Origin of the sequence: Streptomyces pratensis (genome assembly GCF_037137275.1) — a bacterium.
Taxonomy (GTDB): Bacteria; Actinomycetota; Actinomycetes; order Streptomycetales; family Streptomycetaceae; genus Streptomyces; species Streptomyces pratensis_B.
The window spans coordinates 1-17,432 of sequence record NZ_JBBBEN010000084.1 but is presented as its reverse complement, the minus strand read 5'-3'; the positions used below and the strand labels follow the sequence as shown (position 1 = coordinate 17,432).

Sequence of the window (17,432 nt, the reverse complement as noted above, 5' to 3'; positions counted from 1 at the left end):
CATCGACCGCTTCGAGAAGGCCCGTCCGCACATCACGGTGCGGGCCGACGGCTGCGGCGAGCTCCGCGCCCTGCTCCGCGCCGGGCTGCCGATGGCCGAGCCCGGCATCGCGGCCATCGCCCTCTTCCCGTTCTTCAACGCCTGGGGCGACCGCTTCGGACCACAGATCCACGCGCGCACCACACCGACCGGAACCTGACCATGGCCGCGACCGTACTGGTCATGGCCCCTGAGATCGCCGTCTTCTTCTCTGCCCTGAAGGCATGCGCCGAAGACGTCACACTGACTGGAGCGAAGGGCTGACATGAAGCTCGCAGTAGTGGGTGGCGGGTCCACCTACACCCCCGAACTGATCGACGGATTCGCCCGGTTGCGCGACACGCTGCCGGTCGAGGAACTGGTCCTCGTCGATCCGGCGGCCGACCGCCTCGCCCTGGTCGGAGGCCTCGCCCGGCGCATCTTCGCCAAGCAGGGCCACGCCGGGAAGATCACCACGACCGGCGACCTCGACGCGGGCGTCGCCGACGCGGACGCGGTCCTGCTCCAACTGCGCGTCGGCGGGCAGGCCGCGCGCGAGAGGGACGAGACCTGGCCGCTGGAGTGCGGCTGCGTCGGCCAGGAGACGACCGGCGCCGGCGGACTCGCCAAGGCCCTGCGCACCGTGCCGGTCGTCCTGGACATCGCCGACCGGGTCCGACGCGCCAACCCGGACGCCTGGATCATCGACTTCACCAACCCGGTCGGCATCGTCACCCGGGCCCTGCTCCAGGCCGGGCACCGGGCGGTCGGCCTGTGCAACGTGGCGATCGGCTTCCAGCGCAAGTTCGCCCGGCTGCTGGAGGCGGACCCCTCCCAGGTGCACCTCGACCACGTCGGGCTCAACCACCTGACGTGGGAGCTGGGCGTGCGCCTGGGCGGCCCGGACGGCGAGAACGTGCTGCCCCGGCTGCTCGCCGAGCACGGCGACGCGATCGCCGACGACCTGCGCGTGCCCCGTCGGCTCGTGGACCGGCTCGGCGTCGTCCCCTCGTACTACCTGAGGTACTTCTACGCGCACGACGAGGTGGTCCGGGAGCTCGGCGCCAAGCCGTCCCGGGCCGCGGAGGTCGCGGCGATGGAGAAGGAGCTGCTCACGATGTACGGCGACCCGGCGCTCGAGGAGAAGCCCGGGCTGCTCGCCAAGCGCGGCGGCGCGTTCTACTCGGAGGCGGCCGTGGACCTCGCCGCCTCCCTGTTGGGCGACGGCGGTTCGCCGGTCCAGGTCGTCAACACCTACAACAACGGCACCCTGCCGTTCCTCCCCGACGACGCGGTCGTCGAGGTGCAGGCCCGGGTCGGCCACGAGGGTGCGACACCACTGGCCGTCCCGGCGCTCGACCCGCTGTACGCCGGCCTGATCGCCAACGTGACGGCGTACGAGGACCTCGCGCTGGAGGCCGCGCTGCGCGGCGGCCGGGAACGGGTCTTCAGGGCGCTGCTCGCCCACCCGCTGATCGGCCAGTACGAGCAGGCCGAGGGCCTGACCGACCGGCTGATCGCCCACAACCGGGAGCACCTCGCGTGGGCGTGAACGTGTCGGTCGTCGCCGTCGACGCGGGCAACAGCAAGACCGATGTGGCGTTGGTCGGCGCGGACGGCACGGTGCTCTCCAGGGCCCGCGGCGGCGGCTTCCAGCCGCCCGTCGTGGGAGTGGAGGCCGCGCTCGACGAGCTGGGCGCGACCCTGGACCGGGCGGTCGCGGCGCTGCCCGGCCCGCTCGACTCGGCCGGGCATCTCTCCGCGTGCCTGGCCAACGCCGATCTCCCGGTCGAGGAGGCCGAGTTGACGGCGGCCCTGGAGGCCCGTGCGTGGGCGTCGACGGTGGAGGTGCGCAACGACACCTTCGCGGTCCTGCGCGCCGGGGTGGACGAGCCCCGGGGCGTGGCCGTGGTGTGCGGGGCGGGGATCAACTGCGTGGGCATGACTCCGGACGGCCGGACCGCCCGCTTCCCCGCGATCGGGCGGATATCGGGCGACTGGGGCGGCGGCGGGGGGCTCGCGGAGGAGGCGCTGTGGTGCGCCGCGCGCGCGGAGGACGGGCGCGGCGGGCCGACCGAGCTGGTCCGTACGCTGCCCGGTCACTTCGGGCTCCCCTCGATGTACGCGCTCATCGAGGCGCTGCACCGGGGCGCCATCGCGCCGACCCGCCGGCACGAGCTGACACCGGTGCTGTTCGCCACGGCCGCCGCAGGCGACCCGGTGGCGGCGGCCCTGGTCGAGCGGCAGGCGCAGGAGGTGGCGACGATGGCGGCGGTGGCGCTGGCCCGGCTGGACCTGCTGGAGGAGGATGCGCCGGTGCTGCTGGGCGGCAGTGTGCTGGCCGCGCGCCATCCGCAGCTGGACGAACGGATCGGCGCCCTGCTGGCGGACCGCGCGCCGAAGGCCGCGGTGCGCGTCGTCTTGGAGCCGCCGGTGCTGGGGGCGGCCCTGCTGGGCCTGGACCGCACGGGCGCGGCCCCCCAGGTCCACCGCAGGCTGCGCGCGCAGTACGGCTGAGGGCCCGACGCGCAGTACGCCGGGCCCCGGGGCGCCCCACCGCACATCGCGGCGGGGCGCCCCTCGTACGAGGGACAGGAGGGGCGCCGGGGAACCGATCGGACGGCCCATACGTGTACGGGGTGGAGTCCGGCCGCCTTCGGGCGGACTCGTGACGGTTCGGGGGCGCCGCAGTGGACCGGGGCGCTGATGGGGAGGTTCCCGGGCGCCCCGCACCGGCCGCCTTGATCGACTGCGTCCGCCCTGGTCGAATGCGGGGACCGGTGCGGGATCAAGGCGTTCCCGGTAGGGGCGTCCGTCCCTGCGGCCATACTTCTGGCCGGGCGTCAGCCTCCGACCGGCCGGGGGCGGCGCCGCCGTCCATGACCGAGGGGGAGGCCGAGTGACATACCCGCCGAGCGGCGGCTCGTCCGCGCGGCGTGCGCCGGTCCCGGCGCCCGCGCCCGTCGGCGTCCCGGCGCAGCGCCGGAGCGCCTGGGGGGCCCAAGCGCGGCGGCTGCGCGGTGTGACGAGGTCCGAGCCCGGCCGGCTCCAGGCGACCGGGGCCGTTCTCGCCCTGGCCGTCGTCGCGTTCGGCGCACTGGCCGCCCTGGAGGTCGCGCGGCGGGCCGCCGCCGACGACGACGTGGTGAGCCGCAGTCAGCCGCTCAGCGCCGACGCGGCGAGCATCTACCGCGCGCTGGCGGACGCGGACACCGCGGCTGCCGGTGGTTTCCTCGCCGGCGCGCAGGAGCCCGACGATGTCCGCGAGCAGTACCGCGAGGACTACGAGGGCGCGCTGGAGCGGGTCGTCGGAGCGGACGGCTCCACCGGGCAGTCCTTCCAGCAGGTGGGCGCCGCGCTCCAAGAGGCCCTCGCCCACGAGCAGGAGGAGTTCACCGTCGCGGCCGAGAGCGGGCGAGGCGCCCTGCGGGGTCTGCCGGCGGGGGCCGCGGCGCTGGCGGTGCTGGGGGCCGTCGCCGTCATCGCCGGGGTCAACCGCAGGCTCGCGGAGTACCGGTGAGGGGGGCGGCGACGGCCGGACCACCCGGCCGGCGGACGCGGACCGGCCTGCGCGGCTGGGGCGGCGTGGCGGGGATGGCGGTCGCGTGCGCCGTCACCGCCGCGGTCACCCTGCTGCCGCTGGCCCGCCACAGCGGCGGGCCGGCCGGTGCGGGTCCCGCGGGCGGGCCGGCGGCCGTGCAGGCGCGGGCCGACGCGTGCACCGAGCCGGAGGTGATCCCGCCCGCGTCGGGGGGCGGCGGGCCGAGCATCGACCGGATCAAGAAGCGCGGCAAGCTGGTGGCGGGCGTCGACCAGAACAGCTTCCGCTGGGGCTACCGCGATCCGGAGACCCGCCGGCTCGGAGGGTTCGACATCGACCTGGTGCGGGCGATCGCCGAGGACGCCCTGGACGGCACCGAGCAGGACCCGGACGTGCTGACCGTGCCCAACCAGCTGGACTGCCTGGCGCGGCTCCAGCTCGGCGAGGTCGACGCAATCGTCACGGACAACGCCCTGGCGGCCGGCCAGGCGGCGCAGGACCCGACCGTCGAGCTGAAGGGGAAGGCGCCGTTCACCACGGAGTACTACGGCGTCGGTGCGAAGAAGGGTGCGGACGACCTGGCGGCCCGGGTGAACAAGGTCCTCGCCGACTACCGGGCGGGCGGCGCGAAGAGCGACTGGACGGCGGCCTACGACACGTGGCTGGCCCGTGTCCTGCCCGGGATGACGGCGCCGCCCGTGCCCGAGTACCGCAGTGACTGACCCCGTACGACCACGGTGCGTACGGGCCGAGCAGACAGAGGCGAGTGACCCCGCCGGGCCGACCGCCCGGCGGGGAGAGCGGAGAGGTGATCGATGAGCGTCGCGGGCTCCTTCCCCGGTTTCACGGGGAGGCCCCCCGGCCCGGTGATGGACCGGGAGGAGGCGGACCGTGAGCTGGCCCGGCTCGGCGCGGAGCACGAGGCCATCGAGACCTCGCTCCTCGCCCTCCAGGACCATGCCGGCCGCCGGCTCCTGGAGGGCGCCGAGCTGACCGGCGCGACCCGGGAGCGCTGGGCCACGACCGAGCAGTCGATCACGCTGCTGTGGGGGTATTTCGACGCCTACGCCAGGGCGTTGTCCGAGGCCCGGGAGATCCGGGCGCGACGGCGTCACCCGAACCGTGACGACCTGAGCGCGCTGACGGAACTGCTGCGCGGCGACGCGGTCACCGTGGCGAACACGGGGGCGGTGCCGCCGTCCGCGGTCACGGGCCCGGCCCGGCTCTCCGAGCGCTTCACGCTCCACGAGCTGGTCGCGCGGATGAACGAGCTGTACGCCCGCTCCCTGGACATGGTCGTCGCCGCCGATTCCGTGTGGTCGGCGCTGCCCGCCCGGATCGACCTGCTCGCGGCCGAGCTGCGCCGCACCCGTTCGCTGGCGCACTCCGTGGGGGTGCGGCCCGGCGAGCACCCGGCCGGGGACGATCTGGCGGAGATCACGGAGGAGCTGGCCACCCTGCGGGTCCAGGTGGTCTCGGACCCGCTGGCGTTCTGGCTGCCGGGGCCGGGCAGCGCCGCGCCCGGCGGCGGCCGCCCCGACACCTCGCGCTACGACCGGGCCGCCCGCGCCCTGGAGGACGTACGCCGGGAGATCGAGGCGGTCCTCACGGTCCGGCAGGACGCGGAGGCGCGCCTGGTCCGGCTGCGGGACGTGCTCTCCCGGGCCGACCGGACCCTCGCAGAGGCGCGGGCGGCGCGCGGCGAGGTGCTGGCCAAGATCGCGGCCTCAGAGGTGCCGGCGGTCAGCGGGCCCCCGACCGTCCTGCAGGAGCGTCTCGCCGCCGCCTCCGCCTACCGCAGGAACGCCCAGTGGCACCGGCTGTCGCCGCTTCTGGAGTCGCTGGAGCGGGAGGCGGAGGACGAACTGCTGCGCGCCCGTGCCTCGCTGACCTCGGTGACGGCCCCGCTGGCCATCCGCGCGGAGCTGCGCGGCCGGCTCGACGCGTGCCGGGCGAAGGCGGTCCGGCATGGCCTGGCGGGAGACCCGCTGCTCGTCGAGCGGTACGACGCGGCGCGCCGGATGCTGTGGAGCGCGCCGTGCGATCTGCGCGTCGCCGAGCAGGCCGTGCTGCGCTACCAGCGCGCGGTGGCGGAGCCGCTCACGCCGCCCGGTCCGGAGGAGCCGCGGGGTCGGCCGGACGCGGGCGGACGGGGGGAGGCGGGATGAGCGCGCGCTGCCGGCGCCCGGGGTGCGCGGGCATCGCCGAGGACACGGGGGCCGGCGAGCTGTCCTGCGGCGCCTGCGGCCCGGCCCCGGCCGACCCACCGGCGGGCATGGCCGGGCCGCCGCCCTGGGACGTCGCGGCCGGCGACCGGGCCAGCGGCAGCGCCGGCTCGTCGCAGCTCTCCGGCTCACGCCCCTCCTCTCGCTCCTCCGGTTCGTGGGCCCCGCGTCGGCCGGTCTCCGGCCGGCTCTCGCGCTCGCTGTCCGGTGCGTCCACCGCCCGTTCCGTCTCGGTACGTTCCTCCGGCTCGGCGTCCGGCACGTCCGCGCGGGGCCGGCCGTGCCCGGGGCCGTGACGTCCGCGGTGGCCGGCGCGGCGCCGATCGGCGCTCAGCCGTCGGGCCCTGACGCCTCCGACGCGGTGGACGCTCAGCCCGGCCCGGACGGGGCCGCACCGCTGCTGTCCCCGGCGCCGACCCACGTCCGGGGCGGCACGCCCGGCGGCGCTCCCCACGCGTACGCTCCCCCGGCACGCACCCCGGCCCCGGCCCCCCGGGCGGCGGAGCCCGGCCCCGGCGCGCCGAGCGGTCCGCCGGCCCCGGAGGGCCCCTCGGAGGCGAGTGCCGAGGGGATGCGGCTCGCCCCGTTCGACGTGCGGGCCACCGCACTGGCGCTGCCGGCCCCCCGGGTCGACGTGACGGACCCGAACGCCGGTTTCCTCGCCGGGTCGACGGCCTTTGCCCCGGCCGAGCTGATCACGGCTCTGCACACGGCGCCCGCGCCCTGCCTGGAGACCCGGCTGCGGGAGCTGCGGGCCCGGTGGGAGACGGGGCAGCAGGATGTGGCCGACCGCGCGCTGACCACTCTGGAGGGTGAACACCCGGACGACTGGCGGGTCGTCCGGTGTCGGGGCGTCGCCTCGCTGGTGACCGGCGACCACGAGAGCGCCGCGCTCTCCTTCGACGCGGTGTACGACGCGTTCCCCGGGGGGGACGGCCCCCAAGCCGGCGCTTGCGGTCTGCGCCGAGGCGCTGGGCCGGCTGGACGACGCCGCCGCGTACTACCGCCTGGTGTGGGCGACCGATCCGGGGTACGTCAGCGCCGCGTTCGGCCTGGCCCGCGTGCGGATCGCCACCGGGGACCGGGCCGGGGCGGTGAGCACCCTGGAGTCGGTGCCGGAGGCGTCGGTCCACTGCACGGCGGCCCGGGTCGCCGCGGTCCGGGCGCGGCTGCGCGGGCGCTCCCCGTGCGAGGACCTGGCGGCCGATCTGACGGCCGCCGGCGTCCAGCTGACGGAACTGAGCGCTTTCGGTCTGGATTCGGTGCGCCGCGAACGATTGACGACCGAGGTTCTGGGCAAGGCGCTGGACTGGGTACTCTCCGGTGGTCCCGGTGCTCCGGCGCCGGGCGGGCCGGCCGCCGGGGCTCCGGACGCGCACCGACTGCTCGGCTGCGAACGGGACGAGCGGGGGCTGCGGTTCGGGCTGGAGCGCTCATACCGCATGCTCGCCCGGCTCGCGCAGCGGGGTGACGAGAGGATCGAACTGGTGGAGCGGGCCAACCGTTTCCGCCCCCGGACGTGGGTGTGAAGATGTCTCAGAGCCACCAGAAGCCCGCCCTGTCGAGGTGCCCCGGCTGCGAGGAGCCGCTGGAGTCGGGCGACCTGTTCTGCGGGGCCTGCGGTTACGACCTGTCAGCCGTGCCGGCCCGCCCGGACGACCGGCCCACGGCGGCCGTCCCCGCGCCCCCGGCGGTCCCGCCCGCCGTCGGCGCGGGCCCGGTCCCGGAGCCGGGCGGCCCCGCCGTCCCCCCGCCGGCGCCGTGGCCCGCCGCCCGGGAGACGGACAGTGCGGACGTGCCCGCGCCCTTGCACCGGGCGGCGGACCTGCCCGGCACGGACTCGGGCGGTCGGCCGCTGTCCGCGTCGGACCCGGTGCGCCATGACGACCGGGCCGCGACGGGGGGGACGGGCGCGGAGGGCTCCGGCGACTTCCCCCTGGCCGCGCCCGCCCCCCGTACGGCGGAGCACGCGGCCACGCCGCCCCCCGCCGCCCCCGCCCCCGGGCTGGAGGTCTGTGTGGCCTGCCGGGCGGGCCGGGTGGCACGCGACGGCTCCTGCGAGAACTGCGGGCACGCCCAACCCCGCGAGCGCGACCACGTGGAGCGGGAGCTCGACACGGTGGCGGCCGTCAGTGACCGGGGGTTGCGCCACCACCGCAACGAGGACTCCTTCGCGGTCTCCTCGACCGCCCTGCCGGACGGCTCGCCCGCCGTCGTCGCGATCGTGTGCGACGGCGTCTCCTCCGCGAGCCGGCCCGACGAGGCGTCGGCTGCCGCGGCGAGCGCCGCCAACGCGGCGCTGCTGGAGTCGCTGCCCCGGGGCACGCAGCCACAGCGGGCGATGCACGAGGCGATCCTCGCCGCCTCCGATGCGGTCAACGCCTTGGCGCAGGAGCCGGCCGGGGCTGTGGAGCACGAAGCACACCACCAGCAGAACGCCCCGGCCTGCACCCTGGTCGGCGCGATCATGGCGGGCGGTCTGCTGATCGTCGGCTGGGTCGGCGACAGCCGGGTCTACTGGGTGCCGGAGGACCGGTCCGGCCCGTCCGCCCGGCTCACCGAGGACGACTCCTGGGCCGCGCAGATGGTGGCGGCCGGCCTGATGAGCGAGACCGAGGCCCACGCGGACGAGCGGGCCCACGCCATCACCGGCTGGCTGGGCGCCGACGCGTACGAACTGGAGCCGCACACCGCCGCGTTCAAGCCGGACCGGCCGGGGCTGGTGGTGGTCTGCACGGACGGCCTGTGGAACTACGCGGAATCCGCGGAGGAGATGGCCGCCGCCGTACCGGCCGACGCCCGGGACCGTCCGCTACGGGCGGCGCAGGTGCTCGTCGGGCACGCGCTCGACAGCGGGGGCCACGACAACGTGACCGTGGCCCTGCTGCCGTTCTCCGTGGAGGCCGAGGGGGAGGGGCCGGCCTGCGGCCCGGCGTGAGCCCTCGCTCCGCCCGGCCCCCGGTCCCTTCGCGCTCCTTTGCCCCGGAGGAGACGTGAAAGACGTCACAGCCGCCGCCCTCGCCTCTCGGGGCAGGGGCTCTGCGCCGCCCTTGCCGCAGGGGGTCGTGCGAGCCGCGTGGACCACGGCATCGCGAGGGCGACGGTGGTCGATCCGCGGGTCGCGCACTGCACGGCTCGGGCCGAACGGGCCCGCCTCCTCCACGGAGGGCCGGGCGCACACGAGTCGGGCGACTGCGCCGGGGCGACGACCGGGCCGGGGCGAACGCTTCGGGCCGGGGCCGACCTCCGGAAGCCGGGGCCCTGCGAAACTGCTTTCGAAGGGGGTCGCCGTCGTCGACATGGCGACCGGTACTGTGCGACTGACGGCGAAGGCGGCGGAAGCGGACGGGGCGGCCCTCGGGACGCGCTCTGCCCAGGCGCGCACGGGAACAAATACCATGGTGCGGCCACCGCGCCGTCAGCACGGAACACCTGACGCATTCGCTGAGCGACGACGCCGCGATCGACAGCATGACGGCCTCCGCGGCCGGAAGAGGAGAGGGGGAAGCGCCGACATGCCGACCTGCCCGAACGGACACCAGTCGGGTTCCGAGGACTGGTGCGAGGTCTGCGGCCACCGCATGGCCGCCGGCGGTGCGCCCACGGGCGCGGTGCCCCCGCCCCCGCCGCCTCCGCCCGCGCCCGGTTACGGCTATCCGCAGGGCCCCGGCTCCGACAGCGGCCGGCCCCCCGCGCAGGCCGAACTCTGCCCGCAGTGCCGTACGCCGCGCGAGGCGATGGCGCCGTTCTGCGAGGAGTGCCGCTGGGACTTCCTCACCAGCACGGCGACCTCCTACACCCCTCTCTCCCCGCAGAGCGGCCCCGGCGGGCCGGCCGGTCCCGGGGGTCACGGCGGGCCCCCGCCCGGTCTCAACCTGCCGCCCGGTTTCCAGTCCCAGCACGGGCCCGGCGGGCCGGGCGGCCAGGGCGGACCCGGCGGCCAGAGCGGACCCGGTGGCCGCAGCGACCAGCGCGGGCCCGTCGGCGCGCCCCCGTCGCGCGACTCGTTCGACTTCCCGGGTCCGAGCCCCTCGCAGGTGCACCGCCCCGCCGAGCCTCCCGCCCCGGAGCGGGGCGGCCCGCAGGGGGACGGCGGCCGGGGAGGGCCCCCGCCGCCCTCGTTCCAGCAGGGGCCTTTGGCTCCGCCCTCGTTCCAGCAGGGGCGCCAGGCGCAGCAGCAGCGGCCGGCCCCGTCGGCGTTCGAGCCGCAGCAGTCCTCGCCGTACGATCCCCAGGGGTCCTCGCCGTTCGAACCGCAGAGGCCCTCGCCGTACGAACCCCAGAAGCCCTCGCCGTTCGAACCGCAGCAGCCCTCGGCGTTCGAGCCGCGTCGGCAGCAGTCGGCCCCGCCTGCGCCGCCGCAGCCGTCCGACCGTACCGACGGCGGGGACGACTGGATGCTGCCGCCGCCCTCCCAGGCCCAGCCGCCGCAGCAGTTCCAGCAGCCGGGCCCGCACCACGGCCAGGACCAGGGATACGACCGGCAGGGTCAGCACCACGGCCAGGACCAGGGGTACGACCGGGGCAGGCCCGAGCAGGGCAGGCCGCACGGCGGGGTCCCCGGCCAGGGCCGTCCCCAGCAGTCCGCGTCGTGGACCGCCGTCATCGCTCCGGACCGTGAGTACTTCCTCGCGATGATGCAGCGCAGCGGCCCGGAGGCGACCGGGCTGAACCTGCCCGCGTACTCCCCGGAGCAGCGTCTTGCGCTCAGCGGGAGCCAGGTCACCATCGGACGCCGGCGGCAGAGCACCGGCGAGTCCCCCGACATCGACCTGTCGGCGCCGCCGGAGGACCCGGGCGTCTCGCACCAGCACGCGGTGCTGGTGCAGCAGCCGGACGGCGGCTGGGCGGTCGTCGATCAGAACTCCACCAACGGCACGACGCTGAACGGGGCCGAGGACCCGATCCAGCCCTACGTCCCCGTGCCGCTCCAGGACGGCGACCAGGTGCACGTCGGAGCGTGGACGACGATCACGGTCCGCCGGGACTGAAGGCGGTCGGGGCCCTCACCCTCCGCCGTCGATCGGCCAGGTGTACGGGCCCCGCGGGTCGTCGAGCCAGGCCCACTGCCCGCCCCGGCCGACCGTGACGCCGTACCTCTCCCGCTGCGGGCGTCCCTCGCGCTCCCACAGGGAGAGGGCCTCGTGCGGGTCCAGGACGCCCGCCGTCAGGGTGAGCAGGAACCGGAAGAGGTCGTCGCCGGCCGCCCGGCGCGGCAGTCCGCGCAGGCGTGGAAGCCCGGCGGGGAGCGGCAGCGCTCCGCGCAGGGGCACGAAGTGCGCCGGGGTGTGCAGGAAGCGCCCCTCGGCGCACGGTCCCCGCGCGGTCGCGTGGACCCGGAGCGCGATGAGCCCGGTGGCGAACGGCGCGAGGACGCACGCCCCCGGGCGGCACTGTTCCGGCCAGGCCTGCGGCACGGACGGCAGGGTGCAGGTGGCGATGATCCGGTCGTACGGGGCGTGCCGGGGGCAGCCCCGCGCCCCGTCGCCGGTGACCACCGTGGGCCGGTACCCCGCTGCGGCGAGGTGGCGGCGGGCCGGTTCGGTGATCTCGGGGTCCAGGTCGACGGTGGTCACCGCCCGCTCGCCCAGGCGGTGGGAGAGCAGCGCGGCATTGTAGCCGGGTCCGGTGCCGATCTCCAGGACCGTGTGCCCGTCGTGCACGTCGAGGGCGTCGAGCATCAGGGCCATCAGGGACGGCTGGCTGGAGGACGAGACGAGTTCGCCGTCGCGCAGGCGGGTGGCGAGGGGCTCGTCCGCGTAGACCCCGCGCAGCCAGCGTCCGCGGCGCTCAGGGTCGGGGTCCTCGCCCCGGAGGCGCTCGTAGCCCCGGACGCCGTGCACGTAGTAGTACGGCACGAACAGATGGCGGGGCACCTGTTCGAAGGCGGCGCGCCAGGCGGGGTCGGTGAGGCCGCCCCGCGCGAGGATCTCCCGCACCAGGGCCTGCCGCGCGTCGTCGGCCTCGGCGTCGAGGCCGGGGGGATCGTTCCGGTGCGGGCCCATGTACCCACTGTCCTGCGGCCGGGCGGGAGAGGCCAGCGGCGTGGCGGGAGAGCGCGCTGTGAACCGGGGCGGGAGAGAGGGCGTGCCGTGCGGGGCGGGAGAGGCCCCTCGGCCCCGGCGCGACGCGAGAGAGGGCGTCGCGGGCCCGGTACGGCGGGGCGGACCGGTCCTTGGTCCTAGGACCCCTGTCCTCGGCCGGTCCGTCTGCGACCATGGACGGGTGACAGAGATTCCGCGCGACACGCTTCAGGAGCAGACCTTTTACGAGCAGGTCGGTGGCGAGGCCACGTTCCGGCGCCTGGTCCGCCGCTTCTACGAGGGTGTGGCGGGCGACGATCTGCTGCGGCCCATGTACCCGGAGGACCTGGGCCCCGCAGAGGAGCGGTTCGCCCTGTTCCTCATGCAGTACTGGGGCGGCCCGCGCACCTACAGCGACCGCCGGGGCCATCCGCGGCTGCGGATGCGGCACGCGCCGTTCCGGGTGGACCGCGCGGCCCATGACGCCTGGCTGGCCCATATGCGGGTCGCGCTGGACGAGCTGGATCTCGCGCCCGAGCACGAGCGGCAGTTGTGGGACTACCTGACGTACGCCGCCGCCTCGATGGTCAACACCGCCGACTGATCACTTCTGATCGCTCCTGGCCGCGCTCACCGTCTCCGCCTCCGTGGACCATGTCTGGCGCACGGAGGCCGACGACGCCGTCCGCGAGGCGGCCCGGGGCGCCTTCGACGGGCGCGCCTGTGACCGTGGTGAAGCTGGAGAGTTCGGGGGCCGTACGCGCTGCCGCGCAGCCTGCAGGCTCCGGCTGCCCGGCGCGGCGAGCCCGACCTCACCCACTTCGTATGGTGCACCGGGTGCTGCTGGAGCTGGAGCAGGACCACATCGGAGTGCGGCCGGACGCTCCCCGGGCACCCGAGAGCGCCACCGGGGCGCCGGAGCAGCGAGACGACGGCGCTGAGCGGCGGGGACTCGTCCGGCAAGGCGGGAGGCGGCCGCCGGAGCAGGCGCGGCAGACAGCGGGAGGCACGGAGGGGAAGCCGCGGTCCGGCCGTACGCCCGGGGAGAGCGGCGGTTCAGCCGCGTCCGACGGTCAGCCCCAGCGCGCCGAGTCCGCCGGTCGGGTCACGGCGCAGGGCGATCGAGCCGAACGGGGTCCGCAGGCGCAGCCAGCCGCCCGCGGAGAGCAGCGAGAGAGGGAAGTCGGGGGCGGCGCGCAGGAAGCCGAGGGACTGGGCGGCGTGCACGGCGCGCAGCGGCAGGTCCGTCGTGCCGACCGGGCGGGACCAGATCTCCCGGCCGATGCGGTCCCGTTCGGTCCGGGTGCGCCGGTTCTCGGGCAGCTCCTCGTCCCGGGCGCGGAACTCGGTGACGGCGTCCTCCAGCGCGGCGCTCAGGACGTCGGGCCCGGGCAGTCCCTCCTGCTCCCGCCAGGGCCCCCGGGGCGGCAGGACCCCGGTCCAGGGCGGCCCGGTGACCACGGGGGGCAGGGCGCCGCCCCCGGGCCCGTCGTCCTGCGGGCCGGGGGCGTCGAGGGACTCCAGCAGCTCCCCGGCCGACACCGTGACGTCGAGCGCCTCGGGACGGGCCAGACGGGACGTGCGGATCGCGAGGACATCGAAGGAGGGCGGGCGGCCGAACACGGCCAGGGCACCGCCGCCGCCCGCCTGCAACCGGACGGCGGCGGCCCGGTCGTAGTGGAGGAGCCGGCCGAGGAAGGCGGCGAGAGCCGCCGCCTCCCTCGCGTCGGCGAACCGCAGCGACCTCACAGGCACCGTCATACCGCGGCGGGCTCCTCTGCCAGGTACTCCTGGAGGAAGAGCTTCTCCTCCGCGGAGATCCGCCGGGGCCGCTCCGCCGCCAGGTCGTAGGGCACCACGACGGTCGAGGCCCGGACGTACACCTGGTCGACGTCCTTGATCTCATAAGCGATCGTCAGCGACGCGGCGCCCAGCCGTGTGACCCAGGACTCCACGGTCACCGGCTCGTGCCGGTGGACCAGCGGCCGTACGTAGTCGATCTCGTGCCGGGCCACGACGGACCCGCCCGCGAACGACGGCGAACCGTCCCCGGGCGCCAGCCGGAACATGAAGTCGATGCGCGCCTCCTCCAGGTAGCGGAGGAAGACCACGTTGTTGACGTGGCCGAAGGCGTCCATGTCCGACCAGCGCAGGGGGCAGCTGTAGATGTGCCGAGCCAAGACGATCAGCCTCGCGTGAGCTTCTTGTACGTGGCACGGTGCGGGCGGGCCGCGTCCGGGCCGAGGCGCTCGACCTTGTTCTTCTCGTACGACTCGAAGTTGCCCTCGAACCAGTACCACCGGGAGTCGCCCTCGTAGGCGAGGATGTGCGTGGCGACACGGTCCAGGAACCAGCGGTCGTGGGAGATGACCACAGCCGCGCCCGGGAACTCCAGGAGGGCGTTCTCCAGCGAGGAGAGCGTCTCGACGTCCAGGTCGTTGGTGGGCTCGTCGAGGAGCAGCAGGTTGCCGCCCTCCTTGAGCGTCAGCGCCAGGTTGAGGCGGTTGCGCTCGCCACCGGACAGGACGCCGGCCGGCTTCTGCTGGTCAGGGCCCTTGAAGCCGAACGCGGAGACGTAGGCGCGCGAGGGCATCTCGACCTGGCCGACGTTGATGTAGTCCAGCTCGTCCGACACGACGGCCCAGAGGGTCTTCTTGGGGTCGATGTTGGCGCGGGACTGGTCGACGTAGGAGATCTTGACCGTGTCGCCGACCTTGATCGAACCGGAGTCGGGCGTCTCCAGGCCCTGGATCATCTTGAACAGCGTGGTCTTGCCGGCGCCGTTCGGGCCGATGACGCCGACGATGCCGTTGCGGGGCAGCGTGAACGACAGGTCCTCGATCAGGACCTTGTCACCGAAGGCCTTCGAGAGGTTCTCGACCTCGACGACGATGGAACCGAGGCGCGGGCCCGGCGGAATCTGGATCTCCTCGAAGTCCAGCTTCCGCATCTTGTCCGCCTCTGCCGCCATCTCCTCGTACCGGGCGAGACGGGACTTGGACTTGGTCTGGCGGCCCTTGGCGTTGGAGCGGACCCACTCCAGCTCCTCCTTGAGCCGCTTCTGCCGCTTCTCGTCCTTACGGCCCTCGACCTTGAGGCGGGTGGCCTTCTTGTCGAGGTACGTGGAGTAGTTGCCCTCGTAGGCGATCGCGCGGCCGCGGTCGAGCTCGAGAATCCACTCGGCGACGTTGTTCAGGAAGTACCGGTCGTGGGTGACGGCGATGACGCAGCCCGCGTACTTCGAGAGGTGCTGCTCCAGCCAGTTCACCGACTCGGCGTCGAGGTGGTTGGTGGGCTCGTCGAGGAGGAGCAGGTCCGGGGCCTCGATGAGGAGCTTGCAGAGCGCGACGCGGCGCTTCTCACCACCGGAGAGGTTGGTGACGGGCCAGTCGCCGGGCGGGCAGCCCAGCGCGTCCATGGCCTGCTCCAGCTGGGCGTCCAGGTCCCACGCGTTGGCGTGGTCCAGGTCCTCCTGGAGCTTGCCCATCTCCTCCATCAGCGCGTCGGAGTAGTCGGTCGCCATCAGCTCGGCGACCTCGTTGAAACGCTTGAGCTTGCCCATGATCTCGGCGGCTCCGTCCTGGACGTTCTCCAGGACCGTCTTCTCCTCGTCCAGCTTCGGCTCCTGCATGAGGATGCCGACGCTGAAGCCCGGGGAGAGGAAGGCGTCGCCGTTGGACGGCTGCTCCAGGCCCGCCATGATCTTCAGCACCGTGGACTTGCCGGCCCCGTTGGGCCCCACGACACCGATCTTCGCGCCGGGCAGGAAGTTCAAGGTGACGTCATCAAGGATCACCTTGTCGCCGTGCGCCTTGCGCGTCTTGCGCATGGTGTAGATGAACTCAGCCAAGAGAAACCGTCCGGCAGCAATAGAGGTGTGGGCAGATACACCCCATCTTGCCTGACAGCCACCGGCCGGGGGAAACCAGCATGTTCGCAGGCTCCTGACCTCGGGCGAGAGGCACGACGCAACTGCGCGTCATGGTCGTTGAAAGTCGTCGTTGGGCGTCATTGGTCAGCCCCTGACGGCCCACAGACGGCCCGGCACCATGGGGCCGCCCGCTGGTCAGGCACCCGAAACCGCGTCCTGCCCGGCATCCAACAATCGCCGACCGTCGTGCGCGCGCACCTGCGTTCCCGAATCTTCTAGTGCGTCCAGCACCCGGACCGCGTACGCCTCCGTCATGAGTGTCGGGACCTCCTCGCGGGTGAGCCATCGCACGGCGGTCGACTCCTCGGAGGTCTGCTCGCTCCCACCCGTCATTCGGCAGCGAAACACGAGCGCCACCACCCCGCGCGTCATGTTCTTGTACACACCCGTGAGGCGGACCGGGTTCACCTTGATACCGGTTTCCTCCAGCACCTCCCTGCAGGCACCGTCCTCCGGGCGTTCATCCAGCTCCAGAACGCCACCCGGAGCCTCCCAAGCACCGTTGTCAGCCCGTCGGATCGCGAGGACACGGCCGTCCTCGCGGACAACCACGCCTGCCACTGAAACCGAGTGCAGCGACATTGGCGCACCTTCCTGGGTAGCGTTACTCATGTATATGAGCATAGGAGAGCAGAAGGACATGGGCACAGCAGCCTCTAGGGACACCGGTCAGCCCCGGTACCTACAGATCGCCAACGACCTCGCTCAGCAGATCAGGGAAGGGGTGCTGAAGCCTGGCGAGAAGGTCCCCAGCGAGTCAGAACTCATGACCCGCTATTCCGTTTCGCAAGGGACGGCCCGGAAGGCCGTTGCGGAACTCCGGCCGACCGGCCTGATCGATACGCTTCACGGCAAGGGTTCGTTCGTGAAGAGCCAGCCCCCCGTTCGCCGCAAATCTTCGGACCGCTTCAGGCGATCCCACCGCCGGGCCGGAAAGGCTGCGTACCTTGCTGAGACCGAGCAGGCGGGGAAGATGCCGGGCGTCACAGTGCTCTACATCGGCCCCACCGAGGTGTCGGGCGAGGTAGCGGAGCGCCTGGGGGTCCCGGACGGAACCAAGGTCCTCGCACGCCGGCGGCTCTACTTCAGCGATGGGACACCGACCGAGGAAGCCACGTCCTACCTGCCTTGGGACATCGCCAAGGACATCCCGGAGCTGTTCGAGGAGAATCCGGGGGGTGGTGGCATCTACGCGCGCCTGGAAGACAACGGCCACACCCTGAGTCAGTTCGTGGAAACCGTGCGCGCCCGCCTGGCGACCAAGGCAGAGACGGGCGCTCTCACCCTCAGCCCGGGATCACCAGTCATCCACCTGACACGGAGCGCGGAAACCGAAGATGGCCGCGTGGTTGAGGTGTGTGACACGGTCATGGCCGCTGACCAGTTCGTTCTCGACTACCGCATCCCGGCTGGGGACTGACCAGCACATGCCCTCACAGCCCGTCGTGAAGAAATCCTTCGCGGCGGGTTGACTCATGTACAGGAGTTGGGCACTCTGATGAACGTAGCTCCTGCACATGAGTGCAGGAGCACAGGAGCCCTCGGGTTCCGTGCATTGCATGCCCTCAAGCACAACAACTCCACAGCGTGATCCACCGCAGTACGGCGGCCGTGACCGTTCCGGCCGAGGCGAGTGGAGACCAGTCGGCCGAGAAGGGGCCCCCGTCACACCGGGGCTCAACACCTCAGATGAG

The 17,432-nt window shown here is 74.0% G+C and carries 14 protein-coding genes and 4 pseudogenes; 13 read left to right on the top strand and 5 right to left on the bottom strand.

Annotation, left to right across the window (positions count from 1 at the left end; all coding sequences use genetic code 11):
• Positions 1 to 40: 40 nt before the first annotated feature.
• From V9U70_RS11415 to V9U70_RS11375, 10 genes and pseudogenes are all read left to right on the top strand, one after another.
• Positions 41 to 303, top strand: a pseudogene (locus tag V9U70_RS11415) (carbohydrate ABC transporter permease); the annotation flags it as partial.
• 1 nt (position 304) lies between these two features.
• Entirely contained in the window at positions 305 to 1,570 is a 1,266-nt protein-coding gene (locus V9U70_RS11410; RefSeq protein ID WP_336674434.1) for a 6-phospho-beta-glucosidase, read from the top strand.
• Positions 1,561 to 2,535: an N-acetylglucosamine kinase gene (locus tag V9U70_RS11405; RefSeq protein ID WP_336674432.1), complete on the top strand. Its 975-nt coding sequence runs from the start codon at positions 1,561 to 1,563 to the stop codon at positions 2,533 to 2,535. Before V9U70_RS11410 ends, V9U70_RS11405 begins: the two co-directional genes overlap by 10 nt.
• 382 nt (positions 2,536 to 2,917) lie before the next feature.
• Positions 2,918 to 3,538 (top strand): hypothetical protein, encoded by a 621-nt coding sequence (locus V9U70_RS11400; RefSeq protein ID WP_336674430.1) that lies wholly within the window; start codon positions 2,918 to 2,920, stop codon positions 3,536 to 3,538.
• Between the two features lie 74 nt (positions 3,539 to 3,612).
• Positions 3,613 to 4,281 carry a type 2 periplasmic-binding domain-containing protein gene (locus tag V9U70_RS11395; protein WP_336674428.1) on the top strand — a complete coding sequence of 223 codons (669 nt, stop codon included), beginning with the start codon at positions 3,613 to 3,615 and terminating at the stop codon, positions 4,279 to 4,281.
• A gap of 93 nt (positions 4,282 to 4,374) precedes the next feature.
• Positions 4,375 to 5,727 (top strand): coiled-coil domain-containing protein, encoded by a 1,353-nt coding sequence (locus V9U70_RS11390; protein WP_336674427.1) that lies wholly within the window; start codon positions 4,375 to 4,377, stop codon positions 5,725 to 5,727.
• A 325-nt stretch (positions 5,728 to 6,052) separates the two neighbouring features.
• A pseudogene (locus tag V9U70_RS11385) lies at positions 6,053 to 7,313 on the top strand (tetratricopeptide repeat protein); the annotation flags it as partial.
• A 2-nt stretch (positions 7,314 to 7,315) separates the two neighbouring features.
• Positions 7,316 to 8,722: a PP2C family protein-serine/threonine phosphatase gene (locus V9U70_RS11380; RefSeq protein WP_336674426.1), complete on the top strand. Its 1,407-nt coding sequence runs from the start codon at positions 7,316 to 7,318 to the stop codon at positions 8,720 to 8,722.
• Positions 8,723 to 8,777: 55 nt separating this feature from the next.
• Positions 8,778 to 9,143, top strand: a pseudogene (locus V9U70_RS30555) (hypothetical protein); the annotation flags it as partial.
• A 156-nt stretch (positions 9,144 to 9,299) separates the two neighbouring features.
• The gene (locus V9U70_RS11375) at positions 9,300 to 10,775 is read left to right on the top strand and encodes an FHA domain-containing protein (protein ID WP_336674424.1); all 1,476 of its coding nucleotides are present in this window, start codon (positions 9,300 to 9,302) and stop codon (positions 10,773 to 10,775) included.
• A gap of 15 nt (positions 10,776 to 10,790) precedes the next feature.
• On the opposite strand, the gene V9U70_RS11370 is transcribed toward V9U70_RS11375, so the two are convergent.
• Positions 10,791 to 11,789: a methyltransferase domain-containing protein gene (locus tag V9U70_RS11370; protein ID WP_336674422.1), complete on the bottom strand. Its 999-nt coding sequence runs from the start codon at positions 11,787 to 11,789 to the stop codon at positions 10,791 to 10,793.
• A 220-nt stretch (positions 11,790 to 12,009) separates the two neighbouring features.
• On the opposite strand from V9U70_RS11370, the gene V9U70_RS11365 reads away from it, so the two are divergent.
• Together V9U70_RS11365 and V9U70_RS30550 are read left to right on the top strand one after the other, a co-directional pair.
• The gene (locus tag V9U70_RS11365; protein WP_336674421.1) at positions 12,010 to 12,411 is read left to right on the top strand and encodes a globin; all 402 of its coding nucleotides are present in this window, start codon (positions 12,010 to 12,012) and stop codon (positions 12,409 to 12,411) included.
• A gap of 19 nt (positions 12,412 to 12,430) precedes the next feature.
• Positions 12,431 to 12,630, top strand: a pseudogene (locus tag V9U70_RS30550) (hypothetical protein); the annotation flags it as partial.
• Between the two features lie 233 nt (positions 12,631 to 12,863).
• Here the strand turns inward: V9U70_RS30550 and V9U70_RS11360 are convergent.
• From V9U70_RS11360 to V9U70_RS11345, 4 genes are all read right to left on the bottom strand, one after another.
• Positions 12,864 to 13,568 (bottom strand): DUF8010 domain-containing protein, encoded by a 705-nt coding sequence (locus V9U70_RS11360; protein WP_336674420.1) that lies wholly within the window; start codon positions 13,566 to 13,568, stop codon positions 12,864 to 12,866.
• Positions 13,565 to 13,987, bottom strand: coding sequence for an acyl-CoA thioesterase (locus V9U70_RS11355; RefSeq protein ID WP_336674419.1), 423 nt, complete (start codon positions 13,985 to 13,987; stop codon positions 13,565 to 13,567). The genes V9U70_RS11360 and V9U70_RS11355 overlap by 4 nt, the downstream gene beginning before the upstream one ends.
• Before the next feature lie 5 nt (positions 13,988 to 13,992).
• Positions 13,993 to 15,657 carry an energy-dependent translational throttle protein EttA gene (gene ettA / locus V9U70_RS11350; protein WP_336674417.1) on the bottom strand — a complete coding sequence of 555 codons (1,665 nt, stop codon included), beginning with the start codon at positions 15,655 to 15,657 and terminating at the stop codon, positions 13,993 to 13,995.
• Between the two features lie 216 nt (positions 15,658 to 15,873).
• Positions 15,874 to 16,362, bottom strand: coding sequence for an NUDIX hydrolase (locus V9U70_RS11345; RefSeq protein ID WP_336674535.1), 489 nt, complete (start codon positions 16,360 to 16,362; stop codon positions 15,874 to 15,876).
• A 16-nt stretch (positions 16,363 to 16,378) separates the two neighbouring features.
• Here V9U70_RS11345 and V9U70_RS11340 point away from each other — a divergent pair, with 16 nt between their 5' ends.
• Complete coding sequence (locus V9U70_RS11340; RefSeq protein WP_336674415.1) at positions 16,379 to 17,158, top strand: GntR family transcriptional regulator; 780 nt, start codon at positions 16,379 to 16,381, stop codon at positions 17,156 to 17,158.
• Positions 17,159 to 17,432: the final 274 nt, after the last annotated feature.

Coding starts and splice junctions, on each gene's coding strand:
- V9U70_RS11370 (WP_336674422.1), bottom strand. CDS start 11,789: ATGGGCCCGCACCGGAACGATCCCCCCGGCCTCGACGCCGAGGCCGAC.
- V9U70_RS11390 (WP_336674427.1), top strand. CDS start 4,375: ATGAGCGTCGCGGGCTCCTTCCCCGGTTTCACGGGGAGGCCCCCCGGC.
- V9U70_RS11375 (WP_336674424.1), top strand. CDS start 9,300: ATGCCGACCTGCCCGAACGGACACCAGTCGGGTTCCGAGGACTGGTGC.
- V9U70_RS11395 (WP_336674428.1), top strand. CDS start 3,613: ATGGCGGTCGCGTGCGCCGTCACCGCCGCGGTCACCCTGCTGCCGCTG.
- V9U70_RS11410 (WP_336674434.1), top strand. CDS start 305: ATGAAGCTCGCAGTAGTGGGTGGCGGGTCCACCTACACCCCCGAACTG.
- V9U70_RS11360 (WP_336674420.1), bottom strand. CDS start 13,568: ATGACGGTGCCTGTGAGGTCGCTGCGGTTCGCCGACGCGAGGGAGGCG.
- V9U70_RS11345 (WP_336674535.1), bottom strand. CDS start 16,362: ATGCTCATATACATGAGTAACGCTACCCAGGAAGGTGCGCCAATGTCG.
- V9U70_RS11340 (WP_336674415.1), top strand. CDS start 16,379: ATGGGCACAGCAGCCTCTAGGGACACCGGTCAGCCCCGGTACCTACAG.
- V9U70_RS11380 (WP_336674426.1), top strand. CDS start 7,316: ATGTCTCAGAGCCACCAGAAGCCCGCCCTGTCGAGGTGCCCCGGCTGC.